Origin of the sequence: Pseudomonas sp. DCB_BI (assembly GCF_026240995.1) — a bacterium.
Taxonomy (GTDB): Bacteria; Pseudomonadota; Gammaproteobacteria; order Pseudomonadales; family Pseudomonadaceae; genus Aquipseudomonas.
The window spans coordinates 17,343-38,163 of sequence record NZ_JAPFCG010000035.1 but is presented as its reverse complement, the minus strand read 5'-3'; the positions used below and the strand labels follow the sequence as shown (position 1 = coordinate 38,163).

The 20,821-nt window shown below is 64.7% G+C and carries 7 protein-coding genes; 2 read left to right on the top strand and 5 right to left on the bottom strand.

Annotated features, from left to right (window positions below):
• Positions 1-13,912 (bottom strand): non-ribosomal peptide synthase/polyketide synthase (locus OO258_RS26735; RefSeq protein WP_266034758.1); only part of this gene is annotated, 13,912 nt, incomplete at its 3' end.
• 250 nt (positions 13,913-14,162) lie between these two features.
• Between OO258_RS26735 and OO258_RS26730 the strand changes: the two genes are divergently transcribed.
• Together OO258_RS26730 and OO258_RS26725 are read left to right on the top strand one after the other, a co-directional pair.
• On the top strand, positions 14,163-15,359 hold the full coding sequence (locus OO258_RS26730; protein ID WP_266034754.1) for a PepSY-associated TM helix domain-containing protein: 1,197 nt from the start codon (positions 14,163-14,165) through the stop codon (positions 15,357-15,359).
• Positions 15,356-15,898 (top strand): thiamine pyrophosphate-binding protein, encoded by a 543-nt coding sequence (locus OO258_RS26725; protein ID WP_110745658.1) that lies wholly within the window; start codon positions 15,356-15,358, stop codon positions 15,896-15,898. The genes OO258_RS26730 and OO258_RS26725 overlap by 4 nt, the downstream gene beginning before the upstream one ends.
• 24 nt (positions 15,899-15,922) lie before the next feature.
• On the opposite strand, the gene OO258_RS26720 is transcribed toward OO258_RS26725, so the two are convergent.
• The 4 genes from OO258_RS26720 to sucC all read right to left on the bottom strand — a co-directional run bounded on the left by OO258_RS26720 (position 15,923) and on the right by sucC (position 20,651).
• Positions 15,923-16,672, bottom strand: coding sequence for a DUF599 domain-containing protein (locus tag OO258_RS26720; protein WP_266034750.1), 750 nt, complete (start codon positions 16,670-16,672; stop codon positions 15,923-15,925).
• Between the two features lie 231 nt (positions 16,673-16,903).
• Positions 16,904-18,217 carry a branched-chain amino acid transport system II carrier protein gene (gene brnQ / locus OO258_RS26715; protein ID WP_266034747.1) on the bottom strand — a complete coding sequence of 438 codons (1,314 nt, stop codon included), beginning with the start codon at positions 18,215-18,217 and terminating at the stop codon, positions 16,904-16,906.
• Between the two features lie 383 nt (positions 18,218-18,600).
• Positions 18,601-19,485: a succinate--CoA ligase subunit alpha gene (gene sucD, locus OO258_RS26710; RefSeq protein ID WP_003254203.1), complete on the bottom strand. Its 885-nt coding sequence runs from the start codon at positions 19,483-19,485 to the stop codon at positions 18,601-18,603.
• Positions 19,485-20,651, bottom strand: a complete 1,167-nt coding sequence (sucC, locus tag OO258_RS26705; protein ID WP_003254205.1) for an ADP-forming succinate--CoA ligase subunit beta — start codon at positions 20,649-20,651, stop codon at positions 19,485-19,487. Before sucC ends, sucD begins: the two co-directional genes overlap by 1 nt.
• Positions 20,652-20,821: the final 170 nt, after the last annotated feature.

Sequence of the window (20,821 nt, the reverse complement as noted above, 5' to 3'; positions counted from 1 at the left end):
GGCCCTCGCAGGTGACGGCGATGGCATCGGGGGTGCGCTGTACCTGGGCCTCGATGCGGCTGTGCAGGGCCTGATCGGCCGGGTGCTCGGCGGGGGCCGGGTTCCACTGGGCGAAGGTGGCCTGCTGCTGTTGCGCATCGAGCAGCGTCAGGCTGCCCAGCGCCTGGTGCGCCGAGGCCTCGACAATCTGCTCCAGCAACTGTCGCAGGTGCCCAGCCAGTTGCTCGACCTGCACGGCAGCGAAGCAGCCACGGTCGTAGCCGAAGGTCACCGACAGCGTCTCGCCCTGGTTGACCGCCAGGGTCAATGGGTAGTTGGCCTGCTCATGGTTGTGCACCGCATCGAAACGGAGCCCCTCGGGTGCCGTTTGCTGGAGGATCTCCGAGACCGGGTAGTTCTCGAACACCATGATGCTGTCGAACAGCCCCTCGCCGCCGTGACCGGCCCAGCGCTGGATCTCGAACAACGGCGTGTGTTCGTGTTCACGCAATTGCAGGTTGAGGCTTTGCAACGCTTGCAGCCATTGCACCACGGGTTGTTCCGGGCGCGGGCTGGCAACCACCGGCAAGGTGTTGATGAACAGCCCGATGTGCGCTTCGACGCCGCGCAGCTCGGCAGGACGGCCCGCTACGGTGACACCGAATGCGACCGCCGCCTGCCCGGTATAACGCTGCAACAGCAACAACCAGGCCCCTTGCATCAAGGTGTTGAGCGTGACCTTGTGCTGCCGGGCGAAATCGCTGAGCTGGCGGGTTTGCTGGCGATCACGCAGCAGGACAACCTGCCCCTGCCCGGCCATGCCGGCTTCGGCCAATGGCTCGCCGGTCGCCAGGCTGCGGCTAAGCAGTGTGGGCTGTTCCAGGTCCGCCAGGCGGGCTTTCCAGAACTGCTCGCTGGCCTGCGCATCCTGGCGCTGCAACCAGCCGATGTAATCGCGGTAGCGCCCTGCCGGCGCCGCTGGGCGAGGCTCGCCGCGGGCCTGGGCGCCGTATTGTTCGAGTACCTCCCCCAGCAGCTGCGAATAGCTCCAACCGTCCATGAGGATGTGGTGGTTGGTATCGATCAGGTGGTAGCGATCGTCGCCAATGCGGATGACCTGGATGCGCTGCAGCGGCGCCTTGCCCAGGTCGAACCCGCGCAGGCGTTCGGCGTTGGCCAACTGGTCGAGCGCGGTGGGCAGCTCCCGCCGCTCGCGCCAATCCTGGTACACCAGCGCCACGGCCAGGTGCTTGTGAATGACCTGCAACGGTTGCTGCTGGCCCTGCCACAGCACACTGGCGCGCAGCACCTCGTGGCGGTCGTAGACTGCCTGCCAGGCGGCCCGCAGCCGTTCGGCATCCAGCCCCTGCACATCGGCACGCATCTGGTTGATGTAGTCACCGCTGCCCTGCTCGTACAGCGAGTGGAACAGCATGCCTTGCTGCATCGGCGACAGCGCGTAGATGTCTTCGACTTGCGCCGCCGGTACCGGCAACGCATCGAGCTGGGCCTGGCTCAGGCCCGCCAGCGGGAAGTCCGAAGGTGTCATGCCCTGTTCACCGGCCTCGTTGGCCTGCAGGCAATGCTCGACCAGGCTGCGCAGCTCGCGCCCGTAATCGTCCGCCAGGCGTTGCACGGTCTGTTCGTCGAACAGGTCGAGGCTGAACGTCCAGCCCATGCGCAGCTCGCCGCCATAGACCTGGCCATTGAGGCTGAGCCAGTTTTCCAGCGGCGCGTCAGCGCTCTGTTCGGCGCCGACGCCCAGCCGGGAAGGTTGCAGCAAGGCATCACCGGCGCCATCGAAGCTGGCGTCGAACTGCCCAAGGTAGTTGAAGGTGATGCGTGGTGTTGCCAGGCCTTGCAGGGCCTGACGCTGCTCGTCACTGCCAAGGTAACGCAGCACACCGTAACCCAGGCCTTTGTTGGGGATGGCGCGCAACTGCTCCTTGACCTGCTTGATCGACGCGCCCAGCTCGCCCTCGACGCGCAGGCACACCGGGTACAGGCTGGTGAACCAGCCGACGGTTCGGCTGAGGTCAAGGTCGGCGGACAGTTCTTCGCGGCCATGCCCTTCCAGCTGAATCAGCGTCGCGGCCTGGCCGCTCCAGCGACCCACCACGCGCGCCAGCGCAGTCAGCAGCAAGTCGTTGACCTGAGTACGATAGGTGGCCGGAGCCTCTTGCAGAAGCTGCCGGGTCACTTCGCGGTCAAGTTGCGTGCTGACCGTGCGCGCACGTCGGCGTTGTTGCCCAGCACCCGGGTGGTCGCAGGGCAGCTCGGCGTGGTCGTGCTGCGACTGCGCCTGCCAGTACGCCAGCTCGCTGCCAAGCCCTGCGCTGCCAGCATAGGCTTGCAACTGCCCGGCCCAGTCCCTGAGCGAACTGGTCTTGACCGGCAGCACCACCGTTTGGCCCGCCACGCATTGACGATAAGCACGCTGCAAGTCTTCCAGCAGGATTCGCCAGGACACCCCGTCGACCAACAGGTGATGGATCACCAGCAACAAGCGCTGGCACTCGCCCGGTTGCGTTACCAGCACCGCACGCACCAGGTCGCCGCTGCCCAGGCACAGGCTGGCCTGGGCCTGGTCGCACAGTGCCTCCAGCGCTTGCGCATCGGCACAGTCACGCTGCCACAACAGCGCGTGGCGCACGTGCGCTTCGCCGAAGCTGGCGCGCCAGCCCTGTTCGCTTTCGTCGAACTTCAGGCGCAAGCCGTCATGGTGCACCACCAACTGGTGCAGGGCGTGTTCCAGCCGGTCGGCATCCAGCGGCTGCAGGGTGTCCAGCAGCACCGACTGGTTCCAGTGATGGCGCTCGGGAATAGCCAGCGCGAAGAATTCGGCCTGGGCCGGCAGCAGGTGCAGCTCACCGCTGACCGGGCCCTGGTCGATCTGCTGCTGAGCGGCACCCCGCCGAGCGACACGCGCCAGGCCCTGCACCGTCTGCTGCTCGAAAACATCTTTGGGGCTGAAGGCGATGCCGGCCTGGCGGGCGCGCCCGACCACCTGGATGGAAACGATCGAATCGCCACCCAGTTCGAAGAAGTTGTCGTCCAGCCCCACCTGCTCAAGCTTGAGCACGTCCTGCCAGATCGCGGCCAGCTGCTGCTCCAGTTCACTGCGCGGGGCAACATAGGCCTGGCGTGCCTGACTCATGTCCGGCAGCGGCAGCGCCTTGCGGTCTACCTTGCCGTTCGGCGTCAGCGGCAGACGCGCCATCAGCACCCAGTGCACAGGTACCATGTAGTCGGGCAGACGGGCTTTCAGGCTGGCTTTGAGCTGTTGCTTGAGCGCGTCGGCAGCCACAGCGTCATCCGCCACGCAATAGGCCACCAACTGCGGCCCGTTGGCGCCGGGCTGGGCCATCACCACCGCCTCGCGTACCTGATCGCTGTCGAGCAACGCGGCTTCGATCTCGCCCAGCTCGATCCGGAAGCCGCGGATCTTGACCTGGTGATCGACCCGGCCGACGTATTCCAGCACGCCGTCGGCACGGCGCCGGGCCAAGTCGCCAGTGCGGTACAGGCGCTCGCCGGGCGCCCCGCAAGGGTGCGGAATAAAGGCCTGGGCAGTACGCAGTGGGTCGCCGACATAGCCACGGCCCACGCCGGTTCCTGCCACGCACAGCTCTCCGGTGACGCCCAGCGGCGCCAGCTCCAGCGCGGCGTCCAGCACATACAGGCGGTTGTTGTCGGTCGGGCTGCCAATGGGCAGGTACACGCCTTGCGTGCTCGCCAGGTCGACGCGGAAGAACGCCACGTCATCGGAACATTCGGCCGGCCCATAGGCATTGACCAGCCCGACATCGGGATAGCGCTGCAACCATTGACGAGCGAGCTCCGGCGCCAGCGCTTCGCCAGTGGGCAGCATCCAGCGCAGCGACGGCACGGCAATGGCCGGGGCCTGGAACATACCCTGGATCAACGACGGCACACTCTCGAGCACACTGATGCGCTGCTCGCGCACCTGCTGCAGCAAGGCTTCGGGATCATGGGCCAGTTCGTTTGGCACAATCTGCACACAGCCGCCAAACAGTGGTGCTGCAAGGAACTGCCACACCGAAATGTCGAAGCTCTGCGACGCGGTCTGGGCGATCACGTCGTCCGGCCCCAAGCCCAGGTAAGGCACCTTGCTCAGTTGGTTGTTGAGCATGCCCGCCTGCTCGACCATCACCCCTTTGGGCTGCCCAGTCGAGCCCGAGGTGTAGATCACGTACGCCAGGTGCTGCGGGCCACTGTAGCGCTGCGGATCGTGCTCGGCGCTGCCAGGCCGGTCGAGGGTTTCCAGCACCAGCAGCTGCGGCCGCCGTGCTTCGTCCAGTGCGTCCAGCAAGGCCTCGGCCTGCGCCTGGCACGCCTCGGTGCAGAGCAACACCGGGGTGCGGCTCAAGGCGACGATATGGCTCAGGCGTTGTTGTGGCAGGCCAGGGTCCAGTGGCAGGTAGCCGGCGGCGGCCTTGAAGGTGCCCACCATCATGCCCAGCAGCTCAAGGCTGCGCTGCGCCAGCAATGCCACTGGCTGGTCAGGCCCGACCCCCAGCGCAATCAGCCCATGGGCCACACGGTTGGCACGGCGGTTGAGCTCGCTGTAGCTGTACTGCCGGTCGCCGCAGCGCGCAACGACCGCCTGTGGGGTACGGGCCACCTGCGCTTCGAACAGCCCGGCATAACTTTGCTGCAGCGGGTAATCGGCAGCCGTCTGGTTGACGTGCTGCAACAGCCCTTCGCGGGTGGCAGGGGCTACCAGGCAGAACGTGCCCAGGCAGCTGTCCAGCGGCAAGCTCAGGCACTGTTGCAGCACATGCTGGAAGTTGTCCGCCAGCGCAGCCAGCGCCGGGCGCTGCAGATGCTCCAGCGCATGGCTGTAGTGCAACTGCAAGGTCTGCCCTTGGCTGATCGACAAGGTCAGCGGGTAATGCGTCTGTTCGCGGCTGTAGACCTCGCCGAAGCTCAAGCCTGCCGGGGCACCCTGCTGCAGCGCCTCGGAAACGGGGTAGTTCTCGAAGACCAGGATGTTGTCGAACAGGGCCTCGCCGCCCTGCCCGCTCCAGCGCTGGATGTCGAACAGCGGGGTGTGTTCGAACTCGCGCATGGCCACGTTCTGGGCCTGCAACTGCTGCAGGAATTGCGCGAACGGCAGCTGCGGGGCCGGGCTGGCAGTGACCGGCAAGGTGTTGATGAACAGGCCCACCTGCTGCTCGATGCCCTTGAGCGCCGCCGGGCGCCCGGCAACCGTGGCCCCGAACGTGACACTGTCCTGCCCGGTATAGCGTTGAAGCAGCAACAGCCAGGCCCCCTGCAGCAAGGTGTTGAGGGTGACCTTGTGTTGGCGCGCCAGTGCCACCAGCTGCCCGGTGGTGGCGGCATCGATCACCTGCACATGCTCGGCGTAGCCCTGCCCGGCTTCGGCCTGGGCCTCGTAGGCAATGGCCTGCGCCAGGCGGGTGGGCCCTTGCAGGTCGCGCAGGCAGTCTTTCCAGAACGCTTCACCGGCAGCGGCGTCCTGCCGGCCCAGCCAGCCGATGTAATCGCTGTAGCGGCTGGTGACCGGTGGCAATGCCGAGGGCTGCCCGTCACCCAGCAGGGCGTACTGGTGCAGCACTTCGCCCAACAGCTGGGAGTTGCTCCAGCCATCCATGAGGATGTGATGGCTGGTATAGAGCAAGTGCTGCCGGGCCGGACCAGTGCGCACCAGCGCCAGGCGCAGCAACGGCGCCTGGCTGAGGTCGAAGCCCTGCTGGCGCTGGTCGAGCGCCAGTTGCTCGAGGGCAGCCTCAAGGCCTTCGCGCCCCTGCCAGTCGTGCACCACGAACGGCAGTTCAACGTGTTTGCGTACCACCTGCAGGGCCTGCTCGTGTTCCCAGTGGAACTGCGTGCGCAAGATATCGTGGCGCTGCAGTACAGCCTCCCAGGCACGGCGGAAACGCTCGACATCCAGGCCGTCGACATCGACGCGCATCTGGTTCACGTAATCCCCCGCCTGCTGCTCGTACAAGGCGTGGAACAGCATGCCCTGCTGCATCGGCGCCAGCGGATAGAGGTCGGCGATCTCGGCCGCGGGCACTGGCAGTTGGTCCAGCTGGGTCTGCGACAGGCGCGCCAGCGGGAAGTCGGACGGCGTCACACCGCACACCCCCGGTGTGCAGCAGTGCTCGATCAACGCCTGCAATTCGCGGGTGTAATCTGCGGCCAGGCGCTCAAGGGTGGCGCTATCGAACAGCTCGCGACTGAACGTCCAGCCCAGGCTCAGCTCACCGCCGTACACTTGGCCATTGAGGCTCAACAGGTTGCCCAGCGGCGCCTGCGCGTCGTGATCGGCGCCCTTGTCTTCCTTGGCCGGCACGAACAGCGCTTGGGCCTGATCGAAGCTGCCATCGAACTGGCCCAGGTAGTTGAAGGTGATTTCCGGCAGCGGTACATGGCCCAATTGCTGGCGCGCCTCGGCGCTGCCCCATTGGCCCAGCACACCGAAACCGATGCCGTTGTCGGGAATGCTGTGCAGGTGCTGCTTGACCTGCTTCAAGGTGTGGGAAAGCTCACTGGGCACCGCCAGCTTCAGCGGGAACACCGTGGTGAACCAGCCGAGCGTGCGGCTGAGGTCCAGGTCGTCGAACAGCGCTTCACGGCCATGACCTTCCAGCAGCACCGACACTTCGTCGCGCCCGGTCCAGCCTGCAATCACCCGCACCAAGGCTGCCAGCAGCAGGTCGTTGACCCGTGTGCGGTAGGCGGCCGGCGCCTCGCGCAGCAGCCGCTCGGTCCATGCGCGGTCCAGGCGGCTGTAAACCGTGTGGGCGTGGCACTGCTGATTGGCTGCGGCCAGGTCGCTGACCTGCCGACGTGGCAGTGCGGCGCGCCCCTGCAACTGCTCGCACCAGTAGCCAAGCTGGCCCTGCATGTGCGCTGCATGCCCCCGCAAGCGCTTGGCCCATGCCTGCATGGAATGGCTCTTGGCGGGCAGGTTCGGCTGGTTACCCGCAAGCACGGCAGCGTAGGCCTGTTGCAGGTCCTCCAGCAGGATGCGCCATGACACCCCATCCACCACCAGGTGATGAACGACCAACAGCAAGCGCTGGCTGCCGTCCGCCAGCGTTGCCAGCAAGGCACGCAGCAATGGCCCGTTTTCCAGGTCAAGGCTGCGCTGCGCTTGCTCGAGCAAAGTGTGCAACCCACCTTCATCATCCGCCGCGGCCTGCCACAGCAGTGCCGCCTGGGCGCACTGTGCAGGGCTGCGGTAGCGCGCCTTCCAGCCGTCATCGGCGGGCGCAAAGCTCAGGCGCAAGGCATCATGGTGCTCGACCAGGGCGTGCAGGGCCTGCTCCAGGTCAGCAGCGTTCAAAGGCTGCCGTGGTTCAAGCAGGATCGACTGGTTCCAGTGGTGACGTGCCGGGATCTCCTGGGCAAAGAACAGCTGGTGCACCGGTAGCAGCAGTTGCTCACCACTGAGCGGCCCCTGGTCGGCTTGCACCTCGCATGCGCCGACCTGGGCAACGCTGGCCAGTGCGGCCACGGTCTGATGCTCGAACAGATCACGGGCACTGAACAGTAGGCCGTCCTGCCGCGCCCGACTGACCAGCTGGATCGAGATGATCGAGTCCCCCCCGAGCTCGAAGAAGTTGTCACTCACGCCCACCTGCGGGAGCTTCAGCACGCGCTGCCACAACGCGGCAAGACGCTGCTCCAAGGCATTGCGTGGCGCCACGTAGGCCTGCTGCAGGGCGCTGAAGTCGGGTGCCGGCAGTGCTTTGCGGTCGAGCTTGCCATTGGGTAGCAACGGCAGTTGCTCCAGCACCAGCCAGTGGGTCGGCAGCATGTAGTCCGGCAGGCTCTGGCGCAGTGCCGCCTTCAGCTGCTCGCGCTGCTCGGCCGGCCCGTGTGCGGCAATGCTATCGGCCAGCACCAGATAAGCCGCCAGCTGCTTGCCGCTTGGGCCATCGACGGCTACCACCACGGCCTCGCGCACCTCGGCGCAGGCCAGCAGGCACGCCTCGATTTCGCCCAGCTCGACGCGGAAGCCACGGATTTTTACCTGGTTATCGATCCGCCCCAGGTAATCGAACTGCCCGTCGGCGCGCAGGCGAACCTGGTCACCGGTGCGGTACAGGCGCGCACCCTCGGTGCCAAACGGGTCGGGCACGAAGCGCTCTGCCGTCAGCCCCGGGCGCCCCAGGTAGCCGCGGGCCAGGCCGGCACCGCCCAGGTACAGCTGCCCGGCCACGCCTGCTGGCAGCAGGCCCAGGGCGGCGTCCAGCACACACGCACTGCGCTCGCCGACAGGCTGGCCGATCGGGGCATAGGCGCTGTCGCAATGATCCCCGGCGCGGGTACGCCAGACCATCGGCGTGACCACGGTCTCGGTGGGGCCATACCCATTGATCATCACCTGGGGTTGCAGGCTTTGCTGCACCCGCTCGTAAGTCGCCCGCGGCATGGCATCGCCGCCAAAGCTGTAAAGACGAACCGGTGGAGGGTTACCGGCATGCGCCGCATGCTCGGCCAGCTGTTGCAGGTAGGCCGGCGGGAATCCGGCCATGGTCACCCCATGCCGGCGTATCTCCTCGTAGGTGCGCTCGGGGCTCCACAGCTCATCGTCGCGCAGCAGCAGGCTGCCCCCCATGACCAGCGAAGTCAGCCAGCGTTCATGGGCACCGTCAAAAGCAAACGACAGGAAATGCAGCTCACGGTCCGCCGGGGTCATTTCGTACCATTGGCCAGTGGCCAGGCAGTGCATGGCCAGCGGCCCGTGTGCGACCGCAACGCCTTTGGGCTGGCCGGTAGAACCCGAGGTGTAGATCACGTAGGCCAGGTTTTGCGGGCTCAATGCCACGGTGGGCGCATGGTCGGCGCCCGGCTGCTCAACCCGTTGGTCGAGCAGCAGCGTACGAATGCCGGCCTGCACGTCCAGGCCCGGCAGCACCCGGCTGTGACTGAGCAACAGGTCGATGCCGCTGTCCTGCATCATGTAGGCCAGGCGCTCTGCCGGGTACTGAGGGTCCAGCGGCAGGAACGCGCCCCCGGCCTTGAGAATGCCCAGCAAACCGACAACCATGTCGAGCGAACGCTCCAGGGCGATGCCCACCAGCACGTCGGGGCCGACACCCAGCGCCCGCAGGCGGTGTGCCAGCTGGTTGGCCCGAGCCTCGAGCTGGCCGTAGCTCAATTGCTGGTCGCCGACCAGCAACGCTACCGCTTGCGGTTGGCGCTGGGCCTGTTCGGCAATCAGCTGGTGGACCGCCGCCGGCGCGGCCGCGAGCCCCGCCTGTTGCCAGCCCTGCAACAGGGCCGCCTGCTCCTGGGGCGCCAACAACGGCAGCTCGCCGACAGCCTGGGCTGGGTCGGCGGCAAGGCCGCGCAGCAAGTTGCACCAGTGCTCAGCCATGCGTTGCAGGGTAGCGGCTTCGAACAGCTCGGCAGCGTAGAGGAACGACACGTTGATCGCCGCGTCGGTCTCCAGCGTTTCCAGGGTCAGGTCGAATTGCGCGGTGCCACCCTGCAGGGTCATTTCCTCGGCATGCAAACCTGCCAGGCTGGAGCTGCCAACCTGCTGGCCGGCAATGCTGAGGTGGTTGTACATCACCTGGAACAGCGGGTTGCGGTCCAGCGAGCGTTGCGGGTTCAAGGCTTCGACCAGGCGGTCGAACGGCAGGTCCTGATGCGCCTGGCCGGCCAGCGCCGTGGCCTTGACCTGGCTGAGCAGCGCCGCGCCGCTCATGGCCGGGTCGACTTCGACGCGCATGACCAAGGTATTGACGAAAAAGCCCAGGACGTTTTCCAGCTCTTGCCGGCTACGGTTGCTCACCGGTATGCCGATGCGTACATCGGGCTGTTCGCAGTAGCGTTGCAACAACAGGGCAAAAGCCCCGAGGAACAGCTGGAACAGGGTCAGCTCATGCTCACGCGCCAACTGCCGCAAGCGCTGCGCCAGTTCGCTGTCCAGGGCGAACGCGACCCGCCCCAGGCGGTGGTCTTTCAGCGCGCTGCGCGGGTGGTCGATTGGCAGCTCCAGAATAGGCTGCTCGCTTCCCAGCTGCCCGCGCCAGTAGTCCAGTTGGCGCTGGAGCTCGCCCTGCTCAAGCCAGTGCTTGTGCCAGGCGGCGTAATCGGCGTACTGGATCGGCAGCTTGGCCAATGCCGGCGCTTCGCCCCGGTGCAAGGCCTGGTACAGGGCAACGAACTCACGCACCATCACGCTCATCGACCCCCCATCGGAAATGATGTGGTGCAAGGTGACCACCAGCAGCTGGTCCTGCTCGCCCAACTGCAGCACCCTGGCGCGCCACAACGGGCCGGTGCCGAGGTCGAACAGCCGCTGGGTCTCGGCCAGTACCTGAGCCTGTATGTGTGCCAGCTCGGCCGTTGCCGGCAGATGGTCCCAGGCCAGCGGTAGTTCACCCGCAGGCTGGATGCGCTGCAGCAACACGCCATCGCGCTCGACGAACGTCGTGCGGAAGGCTTCATGGCGTTCGCAGAGGATCGCGAAGGCCTGGGTCAATGCGGCGCGATCCAGTTCGCCACGCAGGCGCACGACCATAGGTGTGTGGTAGGCGGTGCTGTGCGGCTGCATCTGCCAGAACAGCCATTGCCGCTGCTGGGCATGCGACGCGACCAGGGGCTGGTCACGCGGCACCGCTGCGATCGGCTCGACGTGCTGCGCGCCAGCGCCCAGTACCTGTTCGGCAAAGCCCTGTAGCGAGTTGCTTTCGAAAAGGCTGCGCAACGGTACGTCACGCCCCAGGATGCGCCGGACCCGGGCGATGATCTGCGTCGCCAGCAGGGAATGCCCACCCAGGGCGAAGAAGTTGTCATCAAGCCCGACCTGGGCGACGTTCAGCACGTCCTGCCAGATCAGCGCCAGCTGCTGTTGCAAGGTGGTCTGCGGGGCACGGTAGGCCTGTGCCGGGCCTTCGTCAGGCACCGGCAAGGCACGCAAATCGAGCTTGCCATTGAGTGTCAGTGGCATGCTGGGCACTGCCATGAAGCGGCTCGGCAGCATGTAGTCTGGCAACTGTCTGGCCAGCGCCGCTTGTGCGTCGGCAAGCACCTGCGAGGCGTCGGCCTGGCTGTCGGGCACCACGTAGGCGACGATACGGGCCGCGCTGCCAGTGCCGTGGATAACGGCCACGGCGTCGTGCACACGGGGCTGGCGCTTGAGGGTGTCGGTGATTTCCCCCAGTTCGATGCGGTAACCGCGAATCTTCACCTGATGGTCGACCCGCCCCAGGTAATCGACCTGGCCGTTCGCCAACTGCCGCGCCAGATCGCCGGTTCGGTACACGCGGCTACCGGCGGCCCCGAACGGGTTGGGCACGAAGCGTTCAGCGGTCATCGCCGCGCGGCGGTGATAGCCTCGCGCCACCCCTGCACCGGCAAGATACAGCTCGCCCTGGCAACCGGTGCTCAGCGGTTGCAGCGAAGCGTCCAGCACATAAGCCTGCATGTTGGCCAACGGCCGCCCAAGCGGCACACGCCCCGTCGCCGATGGCGCCTCGACCGCATCGGCGAGCGCGCCTACGGTGGTTTCGGTCGGGCCGTAATGGTTGAACAGCGTGCAGTGCGGGGCCAGCTGCGCCAGTTGGGCCATCAGCCCGGCGGGGCAAGCCTCGCCGCCCAGCACCAGCGCACGCTGCGGCAGTGCCCGGGCCGGGTGCGGGCCATCGAGCAATGCCTGCAGATGGGAAGGGACAATTTTCAGCACGTCCACCGCGTGTGCGTGCATGTAGGCGGCGAAACGCTCGGCGTCCAGGCTGATGTCCAGGGCAATCACATGCAGGCAGCTGCCGCTGCACAGTGCGCCGAACAGGGTGGTATGGCCAAGGTCGGCCGCCAGCGTGGAGACCACCGCCATGCTCGCAGCCTGGCCCAGCGCAAGGCGCTGCAGTGCCGCCTGGACGTAGTTGGCCAGGGCGCCATGGCTGATGGTGACACCCTTCGAACGCCCGGTAGAGCCCGAGGTATAGATGGCATAGGCCAGGTTATCGGCATTCACCCGCGCAGGCGGAGCCGCTGTGCTGAAGCGCGCCAGCGCCTCTGCAGCCTGGTCGAGCACCAGGTAACGCACAGGTGTGTCCTGCGGCAGGCGTGGCAGCAGCGCCTGCTGGGTCAGCAGCAGCTGCACACCGCTGTCGGCCAGCATGTAGGCCAGGCGCTCTTGCGGGTACTCCGGGTCGAACGGCACATAGGCACCACCGGCCTTGAGGATCGCCAGCAGGCCAACGATCATCTCCACCGACCGTTCGACGGCAATACCGACCAGTACTTCAGGCCCGACGCCCCACTCGATCAATTGGTGCGCCAGCTGGTTGGCATCGGCATCGAGTTCGGCATAGCTCAGTTGCCGGTCGCCGAACACCAGTGCCGGGGCCTGCGGCTGCTGCGCCACCTGCGCGGCGAACAGCGCAAGTACGTTGTCGACAGCGAACTCGCTGGCTGCCGGTTGGCTGGCCTGCAATAGCCGCTGCCGCTCGCCGGCCCCCAACAGCGGCAAGTCGCCGATGGCCGCCAGCGGGTCAGCGGCCATGGCCTGCAACAGGTTCAGCCAATGGCCCGCCATACGCTCGATGGTGGCCGGGGCAAACAACTCGCTCGCATAGGTGAATGCGGCCTGCACTTGGCCGTCCCGCTCCACCGTATCGAGGGTGAGCTCGAACTGGACACTGCGCTCGTGGCGCTCCAGTACTTGCAGCTCAAGGCCTGATTCGCTGCGTAAGGCGCCGATGTCGGCGACGTTCGCCTGATGGTTGTGCAACACCTGGAACAACGGCGTCTGGCTGAGGCTGCGCTCGACTTGCAGGCCTTCGACCAAACGCTCGAACGGCAAATCCTGGTGGCTCTGGGCCGCGCGGGTGGTTTCGCGGATATCGGCCAGCAATTGGGCGACGGACATCTGCGGGTCGAGCTCGGTGCGCAACACCTGGGTATTGACGAAAACGCCGATCAGCCCCTCGACTTCTTCGCGATTGCGGTTGGCGACCGGCACCCCGACACGGATGTCCTGCAGGCCACTGTAATGTTGCAAAAGCAGCTTGAAGCCGGCCAACAGCACACTGAACAAGGTAACCCCTTGCTGACGCGCCAGGCCCGACAGTCGCTCGCTGAGGCCCTGTGGCACCGCGATGGCCAGGCGCTGCCCCTGGCGGCTGGCATGCAGCGGGCGGGGGTAGTCGGCAGGCAACTGCAATACCGGATGCTGGTCGCCCAGCTTGGCCCGCCAGTAGGCCAGCTGTCGCGCTTGCTCCCCAGCCTCCAGCCAGCGCCGCTGCCACAGCGCGTAATCACTGTACTGAATGGGCAACTCAGGCAGCTCCGGCGCTTGCCCGCAAACCAGGGCATCGTAGCCGTGGACGAATTCCTGGATGAGGACGTTCATCGACCAGCCATCGGCGACGATATGGTGCAGGGTCAACAGCAGCACGTGCTCCTGGGCCGCCAGCTTCAGCAAGCGCACACGAAACAGCGGGCCGTGCTGGAGGTCGAAAGGCATACCGGCTTCGTCCCGCACGGCCTGCGCCACAGCGGCGTCACGGGCCTCGCCGGCCAGCGCCTGGAGGTCGTGTTCGTCTATGACGATGGCCGCGGGCTGCACCACTTGCACCACGTCGTCGCCCTGAGCCTGGAACACGGTGCGCAGGGCCTGGTGACGCTGCAGTACCTGCTCGAACGAGCGCTGCACCGCCGAGGTGTCCAGCGCCCCTTTCAGCACTACCGCACTGGGCAGGTTGTAGGCGGCACCGTGGGGGTCCAGCTGCCACAGAAACCACATGCGTTGCTGGGCATAGGACAGTGCATGGCGATCGTCGACGGCGACGTCTGCAGGGATCGGGAATTGTGAAAAGTCGATACCCTCGCTGGCCAGGGTTTCGAGAAACAGCCGCCGCTTTTCCACCGGCAGCTCAATGAAACGGCGGGCGAGCTTCAGGGACTTCTCAACATTCATCTGGTTTCATCCGTGCACATTGGTTTCGAGTAACAACTCGGCTATCCCTACGAAACGGATGGAGCATCGGGAAAATTAACTGCGCACGGCCACCGGCCAAGGCTGGCGCGGGCGGCCCTGAAGGTGCTGCACACGACCAGCGGTTTTCCGGTTTGCCGACGCTCGCGCGTCATAAGGGTACCGGCGGGAATTTCCTCATACCGCGAGGGATCGACGCGCAAGCCACCCAAACCACAAGGCACCGGCCCCTATGTCCAAGAAGTCACGCTCGAAACTCTGGTTCCTGGTTCACAGTTGGCTGGCCCTGCCCATCTGGTTCTTCGTGCTGATCGTCTGCTTCACCGGCACCCTGGCAGTGGTCAGCCAGGAACTGGTATGGCTGGCCAAACCGGAGATACGCGCGGCGAAGCCGAGCGATGATGCGCCACTGCTGACTTATGACCAGGTGCTCAAGGCCCTGCGTGAAGCCCGCCCCGATCTGGATGTGCAATACATCATGCGCCCGGACGAGTCGCACTTCGCGCTGCAGGTGCAGGTGGTGCAACCGGACAACACCACCCAGAACCTCTATGTGAACCCCTATACAGGCAAGATCCAGGGCATCAGCCCGTCCTTCGACTTCCGCCAGTTCACCCGCGCCCTGCATGGCTGGTGGCTGGTGCCTTTCGGCAACGGCTACCCGTGGGGGTGGTACCTGGTCTCGCTGCTGGGCTTGCCGATGCTCGCCTCGCTGGTCACCGGCCTGGTTGTCTACAAGCGCTTCTGGAAAGGCTTTCTCAAACCTACCCTGCGCTTGCGCCAGGGTGCGCGCATCTTCTGGGGTGACTTCCATCGCCTGAGCGGTATCTGGTCGATCTGGTTCATTGCCGTGATCGCGATCACCGGCACCTGGTTCCTGATCCAGGCCTTGCTGGCCGACAACCACATCTCCATTTCAAGCCGCGACGTACCCGCCGTGGTCGCCCGCGAGGACGTACCGCTGCTACAACCTGGCGAGGCGCCCAGGCTGGTCAGCCTGGAGCATGCCATCGAAACGGTAGCGGCGCAGATCCCCGGCTTCGAGGCGTCCTTCGTGCGCCTGCCCGGCAATGCCTACGACACCTTCAATATCCGCGGCCGCGGCTGGTACCCGCTGATGTACCAGAGCGCGAGCATCAACCCCTATACCGGCGTGGTCGCCACCTCGCACACCCTGGATGATCGCACTTCGCTGGAGTTCGTCACTGAATCCATGCGCCCGCTGCACACAGGCGATTTTGGCGGGCTTTGGGTCAAGATGATCTGGTTCTTTTTTGGCCTGGTGCTGACCTTGATGGTGCTCAGCGGGCTGCTGATCTGGAGCAAACGCACCGCCCAGGCCACCGCTGCGGCACTGAAACGCAAGCCGCGTGCCGCCAGAGCGAGCACCGCGACCCCCGCCGCGCACCTGAAGGAGACCACGCCATGAGCCATGCCACCCAAGCCGAAGCACCTTCTGCCGCACGCCGCTGGTGGTTGAAATGGCGCTTTCACCTGAACATTCTGCTGATACTCGTGCCCTTGGGTTTCATGCCCCGATATTTTGCTGACCAGGCGTTGTTCAAAGGTGAAGCCGGGCTGGGTGAACGTGAGGCGGGCGTGGTCGCAGTGGGCCCATGGAGCCTGCGCCTGGCCGAATTCCGCGCTGCGGCGCCGCGCCAGGAAGGCCCGGCCGGGTACTTCAAGAGTTTCAGTGCGGCGTTGTGCAGCCACTGTATAGGCGAGGTGAAGGCCACCTACCTGCGGGTGGGCAAGCCACGCAGCCTGCGCGCAGCCGGGAGCATCTTCTTTGGTTCACCGTACAGCATGGGGGCTTCCGTGCCAGTCCCTGCCAGGACCCAACCCAACGCTGAACTGTGGATCACCATGGAGGGCTGGGATGGCAGCGTGCACCAGGCTTCGATCCCCCTCAGCCAGGCCTCGCCGGCGACGGTAGCCTGGCTGCAGGCGCAGGCTGACAGCCGCTAGGGAACGTGGTGCCTGCTGCTCCACTCAAGCGCTGCCAGCAGCGCTTTCCTTGCCCGCGTCCGTGGGGGCACTTTCGGTGGGCGTGAAGACCATCACTTCCAGTACATCGGAATGGAACTCACGGCGGTACAGAATCAACACCACGCCCACGCTCACCACCATGAACAGCCAGGGGCTGATGAACCAGGTGAGCAAGGCCATGCCGAAGTAATACGAGCGCAGCCCCAGGTTGAACTGGTTCGCCGCCAGTGACAGTACCCGCGCGGCACGTGAGGCGAATGCCTTGCGCTCCAGCTCATTGACCAGCCGTTCACCAATCATCGGCGCCGACCCCACCAACACAGCGGCAAAGTTGTACTGCCGCATGCACCAGCTAAAGGTGAAGAACGCATAGACGAAGACCATGGCCAGGCACAGCAGCTTCATCTCCGACATGCCCTGCGAGGCCTGCTGTACCAGTGGCAGGTCGGCCAGCAGCGACAGCGCCCGGTCGGAGGCGCCAAGCACGGTGAGAATGCCGGCGAGAATGATCAGCGTGCTGGAGGCAAAGAACGAGGCGTTGCGCTCCAGGTTGCCGATCACACTGGCATCGGCAATGCGGTTGTCGCGCAGCAGCATGCGGCGCATCCAGTCTTCGCGGTACAGGTGCAGTACGCTGGCCAGGCACGCAGTGTCACGCCCCTTCCAGATGGCATAGCGGGTATAACCCCCCCAGCACAGGGCGAACCAGGCGAGGGCCAGCAGGTTGTTGAGGTTGGTCTGAATGAAGTTCATGCAGGGTTACCGAAAGGGCTATGTGCCTCAAGGATAGGGACCGGATTTCGACGCTGGCAAGCGGCAAAAGGCACACCTGCACACTGAAAAAACCTCGCCTGCTGCGAAAAGCCCGCTGCCAGCAAGCAAAAAGCCCCGCATCCTTTCGGATACGGGGCTTTCCGGTTTCCACCCTTGGCGCGCACCCTTCGGCTTGTGGCCGGTGCCGCCCTCAGGCTTCGACGTACCAGGTCAGGCCAGCGCCTCGCGCGGCTTGCCGAGCATGCGGTCGCAGGCCACGGCGCCCGCCAGGGTCACCACCGAAGGCACCAGCCAGGCCATGCCGGCATCGCTCAATGGCAGGTGCGCCATGAAGTCTGGCAACACATGGGCAAGGCTGCTGCCCTTGATCGCGTCGACCATGCCGAACACCAGCGACACCAGCATCACCGGGGCCAGGATACGGGTTGGCGAGTTCCACAGGTCTTTCACGAAGCTCAGGCCGACCACCACGATGCACGGCGGATAGATGGCGGTGAGCACCGGGATCGAGAACATGATCAGCTTGGTCAGGCCCAGGTTGGAGATCAGCAGCGAGAAACCAGCGAGGATCACCACCAGTGCGCGGTACGACAGCGGCAGGACCTGGCTGAAGTACTCGGCGCAGGCGCAGGTCAGGCCAACTGCAGTCACCAGGCAGGCCAGCGCGATCAGCACGGCCAGGAAGCCGCTGCCCAGCGAGCCGAAGGTGTGCTGTACGTAGGCATGCAGCACCGCGGCACCGTTGGTGGCGTCGGCGGCGATATCGTGGCTGGTGGCACCCAGGCGGAACAGGCTGATGTATACCAGCGCCAGGCCGACACCGGCGATCAGGCCAGCGATGATGGCGTAACGGGTGATCAGCTTGGGCGACTCCACACCGCGCGAGCGGATGGCGTTGACGATGACAATACCGAATACCAGGGCACCCAGGGTATCCATGGTCAGGTAGCCGTCGGAGAAGCCCTTGGAGAATGCTGCGGCGGCATAGGCCGGCTGTGCGTCACCAATGGTTCCGGCTGGCAGCGCGAAGGCAGCGATGCCCAGCACGGCCAGGGCGATGATCTTCAACGGCGCCAGGAAGCGGCCGACGGTATCGAGCAGCTTGCCCGGGTACATGGACACCGCCAGTACCACGGCGAAATACACCAGGCTATAGATGAACAGCGCCAGCGGGCTCTCACCGGTCAGCGGCGCAACACCCACTTCGAACGACACGGTCGCGGTACGCGGGGTGGCGAACAGCGGGCCTACCGACAGGTAGCACACGGCCGCCAGCAAGCCACCGAAGAACTTGCCGATCGGGCTGCTCAGGGCGTCCATGCCGCCACCGACCTTGGCCAGGGCGACCACGGTGATGACCGGCAGGCCGACGGCAGTCACCAGGAAGCCCAGTGCCGCCATCCATACATGCGGGCCAGACTGCAGACCGACGATAGGCGGGAAGATGATATTGCCTGCACCCACAAAAAGCGCAAACGTCATAAAGCCAAGCGCCAGGATATCCTGGCCTTTGAGAACTTTCATTTAAGGTAGTACCACACTGCTGAAATCGGGATTCGAGAGGGGATTTCCCTTTGGATGAGGGGAAATGCTGCCCGGCTTGATAGGCCAGACCCGTTTAGCGTGTCGTTCCCTTTTGGGGTACGGGCACAGAGTGAGCGCGTAATGTAACTGTTTTGTCAGTCAAACGCACTGGCACAGTGCTGCTTGTCCGATGTGCGTACATGTTTGTCGTCTGTGCGACCGATGACAGGGGGAATTATCCTCGGATTGAAACATCCGTCTGCGTGAAAATTCCTATCAAACCTATCGAAAAATCCCTATCGCCAGCACCGGCCTACAGAAACCCCACAAACGACAAAGGCCACCCGAAGGTGGCCTTTGTGCGCGTGGGGGGTGTAGCAGTATTACTTCTTGGCTTCCCAGCCAGTCAGCTCGGCCAGGGCCTTGCCGATGTCAGCCAGCGAACGCACGGTTTTCACACCCGCGTCCTGCAGGGCGGCGAACTTCTCGTCCGCAGTACCCTTGCCACCGGAGATGATGGCGCCAGCGTGGCCCATGCGCTTGCCCGCAGGAGCGGTAACACCAGCGATGTAGGAAACGACAGGCTTGGTCACGTGGGCCTTGATGTAGGCCGCGGCTTCTTCTTCAGCCGAACCGCCGATCTCACCGATCATCACGATCGCTTCGGTCTTCGGGTCTTCCTGGAACAGCTTCAGGATGTCGATGAAGTTGGAGCCTGGGATCGGGTCACCGCCGATGCCGACGCAGGTCGACTGGCCGAAGCCGGCGTCGGTGGTCTGCTTGACCGCTTCATAGGTCAGGGTGCCGGAACGCGAAACGATACCGACCTTGCCTGGCAGGTGGATGTGGCCTGGCATGATGCCGATCTTGCACTCGCCCGGGGTGATGACACCTGGGCAGTTAGGGCCGATCAGGGTAACGCCCAGCTCGTCGCACTTGACCTTGGCATCAAGCATGTCCAGGGTAGGAATGCCTTCGGTGATGCAGACGATCAGCTTGATGCCGCCGAAGGCCGCTTCCAGGATCGAGTCCTTGCAGAACGGGGCCGGTACGTAGATGACCGAAGCGTCAGCGCCGGTAGCTTCCACGGCTTCCTTCACGGTGTTGAACACCGGCAGGCCCAGGTGGGTGGTGCCACCCTTGCCTGGCGTTACGCCGCCGACCATCTTGGTGCCGTAGGCGATGGCCTGTTCGGAGTGGAAAGTACCCTGCGAGCCGGTGAAGCCCTGGCAGATGACTTTGGTGTCTTTATTGATCAGGACGCTCATTACTTGCCCTCCGCAGCTTTGACAACTTGTTGAGCAGCGTCGGTCAGGCTGGTTGCCGCAATGATGTTCAAACCGCTTTCTGCCAGTACTTTAGCGCCCAGTTCGGCGTTGTTGCCTTCAAGGCGAACGACGACCGGAACTTTAACGCCGACTTCTTTCACTGCACCGATGATGCCTTCGGCAATCATGTCGCAGCGAACGATGCCGCCGAAGATGTTGACCAGAACGGCCGCGACATTGCTGTCGGACAGAATGATCTTGAACGCTTCGGTAACGCGCTCTTTGGTAGCACCACCGCCAACGTCGAGGAAGTTGGCTGGCTTGCCGCCGTGCAGGTTGACGATGTCCATGGTACCCATGGCCAGGCCGGCACCGTTGACCATGCAGCCGATGTTGCCTTCAAGGGCAACGTAGTTCAGTTCGAACTTGGCAGCGTGGGCTTCACGGGCGTCGTCCTGCGACGGGTCGTGGAAGGTCTTCAGCTTAGGCTGACGGTACATGGCGTTGGCGTCGATGTTGATCTTGGCATCGAGGCAGTGCAGGTCGCCATCGGCCTTGATCACCAGCGGGTTCACTTCCAGCAGTGCCAGGTCGTGATCCTTGAACAGCTTGGCCAGGCCAACGAAGATCTTGGCGAACTGTTGAACTTGCTTGCCTTCCAGGCCCAGCTGGAACGCCAGCTCGCGACCCTGGAACGGCTGAGCGCCGACCAGTGGGTCGATGGTGGCCTTGAGGATTTTCTCAGGCGTTTCGTGAGCGACTTTCTCGATGTCCACGCCACCTTCGGTGGAAGCCATGAACACGATACGGCGGCTCGAACGATCGACTACAGCGCCCAGGTACAGCTCTTTGGCGATGTCAGTGCAGGATTCGACCAGAATCTTGGAGACGGGTTGACCGTTGGCATCAGTCTGGTAGGTAACCAGATTCTTGCCCAACCACTGTGCAGCGAACGCCTTGGCGTCTTCTTTGCTGCGAACCAGCTTGACGCCGCCCGCCTTGCCGCGACCACCTGCGTGAACCTGGGCTTTTACAACCCACTCGTTCCCGCCGATCTTGTCGCAGGCTTCTGCAGCTTGCTCAGGGGTATCGACTGCGAAACCCTTGGAAACTGGCAGGCCGTATTCAGCGAACAGCTGCTTACCCTGATACTCGTGAAGATTCATGCTTTTTACCGTCTTCGTTAGGTACTGCGCTTCGGCGCTGCGCCATCACTGGCGCCGCACCACCTGTGACCGTTGACCCCGGGTTATCCCATGTGATCCGGTCCGGCGGACGTTCCGCGGTGAGTCATGCACGCAAGACTCACGACGGGCTGCCCGCCGTGGTTTCTTAT